The 10,726-nt window shown below is 68.6% G+C and carries 9 protein-coding genes; 3 read left to right on the forward strand and 6 right to left on the reverse strand.

All coding sequences use genetic code 11. From position 1 onward, the window contains the following. Positions 1-55: 55 nt before the first annotated feature. On the forward strand, positions 56-580 hold the full coding sequence (locus ACFPJ1_RS28755; RefSeq protein ID WP_380108634.1) for a GNAT family N-acetyltransferase: 525 nt from the start codon (positions 56-58) through the stop codon (positions 578-580). Here ACFPJ1_RS28755 and ACFPJ1_RS28760 read toward each other — a convergent pair. Together ACFPJ1_RS28760 and ACFPJ1_RS28765 are read right to left on the reverse strand one after the other, a co-directional pair. After that, on the reverse strand, positions 573-1,340 hold the full coding sequence (locus ACFPJ1_RS28760) for a class I SAM-dependent methyltransferase (RefSeq protein WP_380108635.1): 768 nt from the start codon (positions 1,338-1,340) through the stop codon (positions 573-575). The two genes, ACFPJ1_RS28755 and ACFPJ1_RS28760, sit on opposite strands and share 8 nt — an antisense overlap. Before the next feature lie 26 nt (positions 1,341-1,366). Further along, on the reverse strand, positions 1,367-2,296 hold the full coding sequence (locus ACFPJ1_RS28765; protein ID WP_380108637.1) for an SDR family oxidoreductase: 930 nt from the start codon (positions 2,294-2,296) through the stop codon (positions 1,367-1,369). Between the two features lie 98 nt (positions 2,297-2,394). Between ACFPJ1_RS28765 and ACFPJ1_RS28770 the strand changes: the two genes are divergently transcribed. Next, positions 2,395-3,066 (forward strand): TetR/AcrR family transcriptional regulator, encoded by a 672-nt coding sequence (locus ACFPJ1_RS28770; protein ID WP_380108639.1) that lies wholly within the window; start codon positions 2,395-2,397, stop codon positions 3,064-3,066. A gap of 26 nt (positions 3,067-3,092) precedes the next feature. Here the strand turns inward: ACFPJ1_RS28770 and ACFPJ1_RS28775 are convergent, their stop codons facing one another. Continuing rightward, a complete protein-coding gene (locus tag ACFPJ1_RS28775) occupies positions 3,093-3,944 on the reverse strand; it encodes an HAD family acid phosphatase (RefSeq protein WP_380108641.1) in 852 nt (283 codons plus the stop codon). Between the two features lie 107 nt (positions 3,945-4,051). Further along, on the reverse strand, positions 4,052-4,357 hold the full coding sequence (locus ACFPJ1_RS28780) for an ArsR/SmtB family transcription factor (RefSeq protein WP_380108642.1): 306 nt from the start codon (positions 4,355-4,357) through the stop codon (positions 4,052-4,054). A gap of 61 nt (positions 4,358-4,418) precedes the next feature. Between ACFPJ1_RS28780 and ACFPJ1_RS28785 the strand changes: the two genes are divergently transcribed. Next, positions 4,419-5,651 carry an MFS transporter gene (locus ACFPJ1_RS28785; RefSeq protein WP_380108644.1) on the forward strand — a complete coding sequence of 411 codons (1,233 nt, stop codon included), beginning with the start codon at positions 4,419-4,421 and terminating at the stop codon, positions 5,649-5,651. On the opposite strand, the gene ACFPJ1_RS28790 is transcribed toward ACFPJ1_RS28785, so the two are convergent. Both ACFPJ1_RS28790 and metH read right to left on the reverse strand, forming a co-directional pair. Beyond that, positions 5,638-6,114, reverse strand: coding sequence for a GNAT family N-acetyltransferase (locus ACFPJ1_RS28790; RefSeq protein WP_380108645.1), 477 nt, complete (start codon positions 6,112-6,114; stop codon positions 5,638-5,640). The genes ACFPJ1_RS28785 and ACFPJ1_RS28790 overlap by 14 nt on opposite strands. A gap of 25 nt (positions 6,115-6,139) precedes the next feature. Then, a complete protein-coding gene (gene metH, locus ACFPJ1_RS28795; protein ID WP_380108648.1) occupies positions 6,140-9,748 on the reverse strand; it encodes a methionine synthase in 3,609 nt (1,202 codons plus the stop codon). Between the last annotated feature and the right edge of the window lie 978 nt (positions 9,749-10,726).

Genomic DNA, 10,726 nt, shown 5'->3' on the forward strand with positions numbered 1-10,726 from the left:
AGACCGACCTGCCTTTCTTGACATCCGCGACCGGCAGGCGGCCGATACTGGGTGGATGATCTCGACGGACCGGCTCACCTTGCGACGCTTCCAGCCCGGCGATGCGGACGCATTCGCGGCGTACCGCTCGGTGCCGGAAGTTGCCCGCTACCAGTCGTGGGACGCGCCCGTCAGCCTGGAGACGGCCCGGGCGACGGTCTCGCAGTACGCAGAAGGGGATCCCACGCAGGCCGGGTGGTTCCAGTACGCGATCGACCTTGACGGAGTTCTGATCGGGGACATCGGCCTCAAGCTGCACGACAACCTGAGGCAGGCGGACCTCGGTTACACCCTCGCGCCTGCGTACCAGGGCAAGGGGTACGCCACCGAGGCCGTCGGGGGACTGCTCGACCATCTCTTCCGCGAACGGAATCTGCACCGGGTGTCCGCGGAGTGCGACTCGCGCAACGAGTCGTCGGCGCGACTGCTGACCAGGCTCGGCTTCCGGCAGGAAGGTCTTCGGCACGCCAACACGTGGTTCAAGGGCGAGTGGACCGATGACCTGCTCTTCGGCCTGCTCCGTTCCGACTGGCTCAGCTGAGTGCTCGGGCCGCCCAGGCTCGCGCGGTCAGGTCGATCGAGCCGTCCGCGTTGGTCGGCAACCTGTCCCGGAGAACGTCCCGAACGGCAGCCTGCGCCGCCTCGTCGAGAGTGCGCAGGTAGGCCGGGGCCACGCCTTGCCCGCCGAGGAAAGGCTTCCAGTAGTCGTCGAACGAGCCAAAGGCCGTCGGTACGTCGATCGGCCGGGTGGTGACGTCCGCGAACCCGGCCTCGGTGAACAGTCCCTCCAAGCCCTCCGCGCTGCAGAAGGGGAACCTGAGTCCCTCGTCCTGCTCGCGATCCGCCGGCCGCAGGTCACCAACGACGTCCCAGAAGTACTTCATCAACTGCATGCCGTCCGCGTAGTCCCAGACGTAGACCGCGACGGTCTTCCCGATCGACCGCAGCTTGCGCAGTGCCTCGACCCGATCCGGCAGGAAGTTGAGCACCAGCCCCGAGACGACCACGTCGAACGACTCGTCCGTCAGTTCCTCGGCCGCGCGGACCTCGAAGCGGGCTCGCTCGTCCTGCACGGTCTTCCGCGCGTACTCGACGAACCCGGCCGAGCGATCCACGCCGAGCACCGCCGCCGGGGCCGCAGTACCGAGGATCGTGCTGGTCAGGGCGCCGGTCCCGCAGCCGACGTCGAGCCAGGTCAGGCCCTCGGGCTGGTCGAGCCAGGCCACGAACTCCTTCGCGACCACGCGACTCCAGCGGCCGACGTACGACTCGTAGATCTCACCGCTCGACCATTCGTCCATCTCGGCAGGATAAGCCTGCACCGCCGTCAGCGGACCACCGTCGGGAACGATACTCCGGTGAGCTTCTCGGCCACCGACCAGAGGCGCGCGTTGGTCTCCGCGTCGAGCGATCGGCGTGGGGCCTTGGCCAGCTTCGTGGGGCCTACCAGACCGAGGCGCTGACCCGGTCCGTAGTACGCGCCGGCCTTGGCGTCAGGACTCGTCGCCGCGAACAGCAGCGGCTCGGCACCCTGCTCGACGCCCTGGGACGGCAGCGGGTTGAACCGTTCCACGAACGAGTGCCACCACGGCAGCTTGTCGCGACCGAGACTCGCTCCGGCGGTCTGCAGGTTGGTCCTGGTGTAGCCCGGGTGTGCCGCCGTGCTCATCAGGTTCCACCCGCGCTCGGCCGCCACCGCCGCCAACTGGTGCGCGAACATCAGGTCCGCCAGCTTGGACTGCGCGTACGACGTGGTCGACCGGTAGCTCCGCTCCCACTGGAGATCGTCGAAGTGGATCCGCCCGAAGTTCGCCGTACCGCTGCTCATGGTGGCGACTCGCGGAGCCGGCGCGGCCAGCAGCAACGGGAGCAGCCGCAGCGTGAGGGCGAACGGGCCGAGGAAGTTGCTGCCGAACTGCAGCTCGAAGCCGTCGGTCGTGGCCATCCGGGTCGGCGGCGCCATCACGCCCGCGTTGTTCACCAGCAGGTCGATCGGCGTGCCGTCCGCGATCAAACTGTCCGCGAACTCCCGCACCGACGCGAGGTCCGCGAGGTCGATCCGCCGTACTTCGAGCTGGGCGTCCGGGAACTGCGCGAGGATCTCGGCGCGCGCCGCTTCGCCCTTGGCGACAGTGCGGACGGCCATCACCACGCGGGCTCCGGCGCCGGCCAGTCGCCGGACGGTCTCCTTGCCCGTGCCGCTGTTGGCACCGGTGACGACGGCGTACTTGCCGGTCTGGTCCGGGACGACGTACATGGGACACTCCTTCAGTAAAAGACTGGTGGTCTGTTATGAAGGACGCTATCAGACCGCTGGTCTGATGACAACAGACCAGCGGTCTGTAGACTGTGACCATGACGACTTTCCAGCGCGCTCGCAGCGAGGAGCAGCGGGCCGTCCGGCGCGAGGCGATCCTCGAGACCGCGGCCGCGATGCTGGCCGAGATGCCGGTCGCGGACCTGAGCCTGAACGAGCTGAGCCGGCGCGTGGGGCTGGCGAAGTCGAACGTGCTGAAGTACTTCGAGTCGCGCGAGGCGGTCTTGCTGGAACTCCTCGACACCGAGATGCGCGACTGGACACGGCAACTCGAGGAAGCGCTCGCAGTACCGGCGGCCGGCGAGTCGCTGGACGCACGAGTGCGGCGGCTGGTGGAGACCGTGGTGGCGACCTTGGCGTCGAGGCCGATGTTCTGTGCGCTGGTGAGCGCACAGGCGTCCGTGCTGGAGCACAACATCTCGACCGACGTGGCACTGCGCTTCAAGCGCGCCGCGATCGCCGGCTACCGCGACCTGGTCCGGGTCCTGCTCGGCACTCTGCCCGAGCTGGGCGAGGAGGGCGCCGGACGGTTCATCGCCGCCGCCAGCATGCTGATCGGTGCGATCTGGGCCCACGCCAACCCCGCGTCGGCCATCCTCGCCGTCTACGACCGCGATCCAGAACTGGCGGCGCTGCGGATGGAGTTCGCCGCTGACCTCCAGGAGACCCTCGAGATCCATCTGCGAGGCCTCCTGGCCGGCCCGACGTAGCACCGGGCCGGCTCACGAGTTGTTGCTTACGGCAAGTAGTAGTTGGGGTTCGGGAGCTTGAAGGTGCGGTCGGCGAAGCCGCCCTTCAGGTCGCTGAACTGGTCGCCGAAGTTGGCCACGATGTCGTAGCCGAGCGACTCGATGTGGGCGCGCGTCGCGGACTTGTAGTGGATCGTGGTGCAGGACCCGTTCGGGTCGTTGGCACACGCCTTCTGCAGGTAGGCCGGGTAGTCGGCGACGGCCGGCTTGGTGAACAGGCCGTCCTCACCGTTGCTCAGCCCGGTCGGCTTCGGGAAGCCCGCGTCGATACCGACACCGTCCGCGGTCAGGTTGCCGAGCGTCGCCTGCTCCTGGGCGGCGCCGCGGCCGGTCAGGAAGAAGATCGCGTACCCCTCACGCTCGGCCGTCTTCACCAGGTCGACCATGCCCGGAACCGCCGGGAACCGCTGCTCGGTGACGAACGTGCCGTTGGTCGTCGGGTTGAACGCCCAGTTGCTGAAGATCTCGTAGTTCCAGGTGGCCAGCGACGTGTCGTCGACGTCCAGCAGGATCGCCCTGGTGCCGCTGGTGTGGTGACGACTGGTCAGCCAACGCTTGCCGGACGCGGCCACGGAGGTCGCCTCCTTGGCGTAGTTGCTGTTCGCGCCGAACGTGCCGGTGCCCAGCGGGTCCCCGTAGTAGTTGCGGAGTTGCTGGCGCAGGACGTCGATGTTGGTGACCTGCTTCTCGGACCGCGGCGTCGACGTCTGGATCGCCGGCTGCTGGGAGGCGACCCCGGCGGAGTACGCGACACCGCCGGCGACGGAGGCGACGGCCAGGGTGGCGACACCGGTGAGGAGCAGCCGGCGCGACGGCCGGCGCCAGGAACGGTTGAACATGATGACCCTCTTCCAAGGACGAAAGCTTGCAAAAGCAAACTAACCCCGTCCTTGCCGACCGCTGCTCCCCCGCACCCAAGTCCAGGGAAATCCTCCGGAGAGCGTGGTCAGGCCCGGTCCGACGGCTCCGAGGCGACGGCGACCAGGGCCTTGACCAGGTTGCCCACCTCCGGCGAGGCCAGTTCGTAGTGCACCGTCCGGCCGTCGCGTTGACTGGCGACGAGCCCGACGGACCGCAGTACGGCGAGGTGGTTGGAGACGTTCGGCTGGGTGGTCCCGGTGTGGTCCACCAACTCGCTCACCGTGGCCTCGCCGTCGGACAGCGCCATCAGCAGCGACAGCCTGACCTCGCAACTCAGCGCCCGGCCGACCTCGAGCATCAGCGGCGCTGGAACACCTTGACCTCGCATCATTCGTCGATGATATCTTCTGACTCATCAGCCGTCACTGATGAGTCCTCAAGGAGCCGACGGAATGAGCTGCGCCACCGACCTGCCGACCGTCGTCCTACCGGCGCGGACGCTGTGGTCGCCCAACTTCCGCCTGTACTTCGGGGCGCGCACCACCTCGCTGCTGGGTGACGCGATGCTGCCGGTGGCGTTGTCGGTCGGCGTGCTCCAGGCCGGGTACGGCGCTAGCGGCGTCGGCTATGCGCTCGGGTCCTGGCTGGCCGCGGTGGCCCTGTGCATGCTGGTCGGCGGCGTGCTGGCAGATCGGTTCACCGCTCGCCGGATGATGGTGCTCGCCGACCTCGCGCGGTTCGTCCTGCAGGCCGGGATGGCCGCGCTCTTCGCCCTCGGCACTCCCTCGCTCGGCACGATCGTGGTGCTGCAGTTCCTCAGTGGTGTCGCCACCGCGATGTTCCAGCCCGGTGTGGCGAGCATGGTCCCGCAGGTCGCGAACGACGTGCAGCGCGCCAACGGAGTACTCCGGATCGCGGAGTCGATGGCGGGTGTGCTCGGTCCGGCGGCGGCCGGCGTCCTGGTCAGCGTGTCCGGACCGAGCGTCGTCTTCGCGATCTACTCGGCCACCTACGCGATCAGCGCGCTCTGCCTGCTCGCGCTACGGCTGGAGACGACCAGAGCCGCGGCGGGGGCGTCGTTCCTGACCCAACTGGTGGAGGGCTGGCACGAGTTCCGGTCCCGTACCTGGTTGTTCAGCGTGATCACGATCTTCTTGCTGTACGGGTGTTTCGTCGTCGGCGTCTCGCTGCCGATCGGCGCGGAACTCATCGTCACCAACCTCGACTCGGCGGCCTTGGGGATCGGTCTGGCCGCCTTCGGTGCGGGCGGTGCCGTCGGCGGAACGCTCGCCATCCGGGTGCGCCCGACCCGGCCGCTGGCCGCCGGCTCGATCGGCTGGGCGTTGTTCGCGATCTACCCGCTGGTCCCCGCTCTCAGCCCGAACCTCGTCGTCGTGGTGATCGGCTGGGCGATCGCCGGCAGCGGGATCGCCTTCTGGTCGGTGATCTGGTCCACCACCGTGCAGACGCAGGTCCCCGCCGACCTACTCAACCGGGTCTACGCGTACGACGTCGCCGGGTCGCTCGTCACGATGGCGCTGGGTCGTTCGCTCGCCGGACCACTCGCCTCGGTGACAGGCGAGCGCCCGCTGATGATCTTCGCGTGCGGACTCGGCCTGGTCTGCGCATCCCTGCTGCTGATCGTGCCGGCGACCAGGCGGCTCCAGGTGATCAGACCTTCTTGACATACCGGTGGCAGGGCACAGGGATCGGCCCGGCCTCCGTGGTCGCCGGATAGTCGAACTCGCCGCCATCGGCCCAGCCGCTGCGCTCGTAGAACCGTCTGGCCCGGGCATTGCCGGTGGCCACGGCCAGCCAGGCCTCGTCGTACCCGTTGGCTTTGACCTGCCGCTCGGCCTCGGCGATCAGGGTCCCGGCGACGCCCGAACCGCGATGCTCGCCGGACACGTACACCTGCTCGACCTCGTCGGCCACCACCATCACGAATCCGGCGACCTCGTCACGCACGACCGCGACGGTGGTGTCGGGGATGCGCGGCGGCACCCGCTCCCAGAACGACTCCTTGGTGCGGATGGCAACGAGTTCCTCCGGCACGTTCCCGAAGTGGCCGTCGCCCCATCCGGCGTACCAGATGGAGGCGACGGCATCGGCGTCGGCAGCGGTGGCAGCACGCAGCGAGACAGTCATCCCGTCACTGTAAACAGCGTGGTGGTCAGTCCGGGTCGTAGGCGAGGTTCGGGCGGAGCCAGCGTTCGATCTCGGCCAGGGGCATGCCGCGGCGGGCGGCGTAGTCCTCGATCTGGTCCTTGCCGACGCGACCGACGCTGAAGTACTTCGCGGCGGGGCTGGCAAAGATCAGCCCGCTGACCGCGGCGGCCGGCGTCATCGCGTACGACTCGGTCAGGCCGAGGCCGAGCTTCTCCGCCTCGAGCAGGTCGAACAACTGCTTCTTCTCGCTGTGGTCCGGGCTCGCCGGGTACCCCAGCGCGGGCCGGATCCCGCGGAACCGCTCGGCGTGCAGGTCCTCTAGCACCGGCTCAGCGTCTGGCTCGAACCAGGCCTTGCGGGCCTGCAGGTGAATCCACTCGGCGAACGCCTCCGCCAGCCGGTCCGCCAGCGCCTTCACCATGATCGCGCGGTAGTCGTCGTTGTCCGCCTCGTACCGCGCGGCCAACTCCTCGGCGCCGTGGATGGCGACGCCGAACCCGCCGAGGTAGTCGCCGGCCGGCGCTATGTAGTCGGCCAGGCACCGGTTGTCCCGGCCCTCGGGCTTCTCGGTCTGCTGCCGCAGCATCGGGAAGGAGACGCCCAGGTCGTCGAGGATGATGTCGTCGCCCTCGCTGTGCGCATTCCAGAACCCATACGCGCCCTTCGCGGTGAAGGAACCGTCCGCGATGATCTGGTCGAGCAACTTGTTCGCGTCGTCGAAGAGTTCGCGGGCGACCGGCTGCTCAAGGATCGCCGGGTACTTGCCCTTCAACTCCCAGGCCAGGAAGAGGAACTGCCAGTCGATCATCGCCCGCAGCGTCTCCAGGTCGGGCTCCTCGACCCGCAGCCCGGTGAACGCCGGTACCGGCAGCTCGCCGTGCGCGACCTCCTCGCGGTTCGCCCGGGCCTGCTCGATCGGCAGCACCGGCTTGCGCTGCTTATTGGCGTGCTGCTCGCGGAGGATCTCCTGGGCCGCACGGTTGCTGACGGCAAGCTCTTCGGCCCGGCCGTCGTCGAGCAGGTCCGACACCACGCCGACCACCCGGGACGCGTCCAGCACGTGCACCGTGGGGTTCCCGTACGCCGGTGCGATCCGGACCGCGGTGTGCTGCTTGGAGGTGGTCGCCCCGCCGACCAGCAACGGGAACTTGAGGCCGCGACGCTCCATCTCGGCGGCCACCGCGACCATCTCATCCAGCGACGGCGTGATCAGCCCGGACAGGCCGACCACGTCGGCGCCCTCGGCGATCGCCGTGTCGAGGATCCGGGCCGCGGGCACCATCACGCCGAGGTCGATCACCTCGTAGTTGTTGCAGCCGAGCACCACCCCGACGATGTTCTTGCCGATGTCGTGCACGTCGCCCTTGACCGTGGCGAGCACGACCTTGCCCTGACCGCGGACCGCTTCGGCGCGACCCTCCAGCCGGGCCTGCTCCTTCTCGGCCTCCATGAACGGCTCGAGGTAGGCGACCGAACGCTTCATCACCCGCGCGCTCTTCACCACCTGCGGCAGGAACATCTTGCCCGCGCCGAACAGGTCGCCGACGATCTTCATCCCGTCCATCAGCGGGCCCTCGATCACCTCGAGCGGCCGGGCCCTGGTCAGCCGGGCCTCCTCGGTGTCGGCCTCGATGAAGTCCACGATGCCGTGCACGAGCGCGTGCGACAGCCGCTCCTCGACCGAGCCCTCCCGCCAGGTCAGGTCCATCTCGCGCTGGGTGCCCTTGCCCTTCACGTTCTCGGCGAAGCTGACCAGCCGGTCGGTGGCGTCGTCGCGCCGGTCGAAGATCACGTCCTCGACGAGTTCCAGCAGGTCGGCCGGGATGTCCTGGTAGACCGCGAGCTGGCCGGCGTTGACGATTCCCATGTCCAGGCCGACCTGGCCGGCGTGGTACAGGAACGCCGAGTGCATCGCCTCGCGGACCACGACGTTGCCGCGGAACGAGAACGACAGGTTCGAGATCCCGCCACTGATGTGGACGCCCGGACAGCGCTCCTTGATCAGCGGCAGCGCCTCGATGAAGTTCTTCGCGTAGCCGTTGTGCTCGGACATCCCAGTGGCGACGGCGAGCACGTTCGGGTCGAAGATGATGTCCTCGGGCGGGAAGCCGATCTGCGTCAGCAGGTCGTACGCGCGGCCGCAGATCGCCACCTTGCGCTCGACGGTGTCGGCCTGGCCCTGCTCGTCGAAGGCCATCACCACCGCGCCGGCGCCGTAGTCGCGGATCCGCCGGGCTCGGTCGAGGAACTCCTCCTCGCCCTCCTTCAGGCTGATCGAGTTGACCACGCCCTTGCCCTGCACGCACTTCAGCCCGGCCTCGAGCACGGACCACTTCGAGCTGTCGATCATGATCGGGATCCGGGCCACCTCGGGCTCGGTCGCGACCAGGTTCAGGAAGGTCGTCATCGCCTGCTCGCTGTCGAGCAGGTCGGCGTCCATGTTCACGTCGAGCAGATTGGCGCCGCCGCGGACCTGCTCCAGCGCCACGTCCACCGCGGCCTGGTGGTTGTCGGACTCGATCAGCCGGCGGAACCTGGCCGACCCGGTGACGTTGGTCCGCTCGCCGATCATCACGAATCCGGTGTCCGGACCGATCGAGAACGGTTCGAGGCCGCTGAACCGGGTGGCGGTGTTCGCCGGAGCGACCTCGCGCGGCGCCATCCCCTGCACCGACTTGGCGATCCGCTCGATGTGGGCGGGCGTCGTACCGCAGCAGCCGCCGACGATGTTGACCAGGCCCGAGGACGCGAACTCGGCGAGCATCTCGGCCGTCTGCGCGGGTGTCTCGTCGTACCCACCGAAGGCGTTCGGCAGTCCCGCGTTCGGGTGGGACGCGACGTACGTGTCGGCGAAGCGGGCCAGGTCCGCGACGTGCGGGCGCATCTCGGCGGCGCCGAGCGAGCAGTTCACCCCGACGACCATCGGCTTGGCGTGCTCGATCGAGCTCCAGAAGGCCTCGACGGTCTGGCCCGACAGGGTCCGGCCGCTCAGGTCGACGATCGTCACCGAGATCCACAGCGGCAGATCGGGAGCCACCTCGCGGGCGGCGGCGATCGCGGCCTTCGCGTTCAGCGTGTCGAAGATCGTCTCCACCAGCAGCAGGTCGACGCCACCCTCGGCCAGCGCGGAGATCTGCTCGGCGTACGCGTCCCGCACCTGCTCGAACGACACCGCCCGGTACGCCGGGTCCTCGACCCGCGGGGACAGCGACAGGGTGACGTTCAGCGGGCCGATCGACCCGGCCACGAACCGGCCGCCGGCTTCGTCGGCCGCCTGACGGGCCAGCCGGGCACCCTCGAGGTTCATCTCCCGCACCAGCGACTGCAGCCCGTAGTCGGCCTGGCCGATGCTGGTCGCGGTGAAGGTGTTGGTGGTGGTGATGTCGGCGCCGGCGTTCAGGTACTGCCGGTGGACGTCCAGGATCACGTCCGGGCGCATCAGGTTCAGCAGGTCGGGGTCGCCGGCGACGTCGTGGGTGTGGTCGGCGAAGCGATCACCGCGGTAGTCCTCGGGACTCAGCTTCGCGCCCTGCAGCATCGTGCCCCAGGCACCGTCCAGGACCGCCACCCGCTGGTCCAGCAGGGTGCGCAACTCCGCCTGACGTTCATTCACCTTCGGCCCACCTCCAGAAAAGATCCGGAGGCGCCCTTGCAGTCAAACCCCCCAGGCCGAGCGTGGCGAACCCAGTGGGCCCGTCGCAGCGCCTCTCGACCTGGACCGCAATCCTACTGATCGAGATCTGCCATGCCGAATGATTGCCCGCTTACTGAGATTCACCACCCAGAATATGAGACAGGCTGGGCAATGCCGGTCGCCTCGGCTGCCCGGCCAGGCAGCCGAACTCCCCACGGCGGCAGCGACCTCCCAAACCAGCACTTTGTGCACCACCCGAGCAGCTGCCGCCCGCTCCAAACACCCACCTGGCGCACAAAGTCCAACCCACCCGGCCTCCAGTGGGGTGCTCGGACACCTTGTGGGGTCCTGCGACACAACATGACCTGTCCCAGGACCCCACAACCTGTCCGAGGTCCCCACAAACCACACCCCACCGACCACCTGGCCCCGGAAGGCGTCCCCCGTCCCCACAACCACCCCGCGACCGACCGCCAAGCCCCGAGAAGACAGGACTGGGCCGGGCCGGTCGCCCACTGGCGGGTCCTTCGGCCGATGGCGCCTTACAAACCGCCAGCCGCCGAACAACCGGCCACCGGTCGAAGAACCGCCACAGCGCCAGCGCCAGCACCGGGATCGGCGCAACCACCACCCACCGGGGCGAAACCCCGCCCCGAGAGCTGCCGGCGTACCGACGGACAGGAAGTGGTTGCCGGACACAACGCCTTGCCGTTCATCCCACGCCAGGAACCAAGGCGAGCAACCCAGTAAGTCCTGTCGCTCGGTACGCCCCACCCCGGGAAGACGCCCCCTGAACCGGCTCAGTCCCCTCCGCGGGATCCGCGTAGCTGCGTCTTTCCCTGGTCGGGATGGGGTGGGTCAAGAGTCGGAACTTGTTCCGATCCCGAAGCAATGCCGCGTAGTTAAGGCGTTTGCGGGGGTGTCAAGGAGGGTTTGGTGGAGGTTTGGCCGCGGACG

The sequence above is a fragment of the Kribbella qitaiheensis genome, assembly GCF_042657745.1.
GTDB classification, from domain to species: domain Bacteria; phylum Actinomycetota; class Actinomycetes; order Propionibacteriales; family Kribbellaceae; genus Kribbella; species Kribbella qitaiheensis.

Coding starts and splice junctions, on each gene's coding strand:
- ACFPJ1_RS28755 (WP_380108634.1), top strand. CDS start 56: ATGATCTCGACGGACCGGCTCACCTTGCGACGCTTCCAGCCCGGCGAT.
- ACFPJ1_RS28785 (WP_380108644.1), top strand. CDS start 4,419: ATGAGCTGCGCCACCGACCTGCCGACCGTCGTCCTACCGGCGCGGACG.
- ACFPJ1_RS28770 (WP_380108639.1), top strand. CDS start 2,395: ATGACGACTTTCCAGCGCGCTCGCAGCGAGGAGCAGCGGGCCGTCCGG.
- ACFPJ1_RS28780 (WP_380108642.1), bottom strand. CDS start 4,357: ATGATGCGAGGTCAAGGTGTTCCAGCGCCGCTGATGCTCGAGGTCGGC.
- ACFPJ1_RS28790 (WP_380108645.1), bottom strand. CDS start 6,114: ATGACTGTCTCGCTGCGTGCTGCCACCGCTGCCGACGCCGATGCCGTC.
- ACFPJ1_RS28775 (WP_380108641.1), bottom strand. CDS start 3,944: ATGTTCAACCGTTCCTGGCGCCGGCCGTCGCGCCGGCTGCTCCTCACC.
- ACFPJ1_RS28765 (WP_380108637.1), bottom strand. CDS start 2,296: ATGTACGTCGTCCCGGACCAGACCGGCAAGTACGCCGTCGTCACCGGT.
- ACFPJ1_RS28760 (WP_380108635.1), bottom strand. CDS start 1,340: ATGGACGAATGGTCGAGCGGTGAGATCTACGAGTCGTACGTCGGCCGC.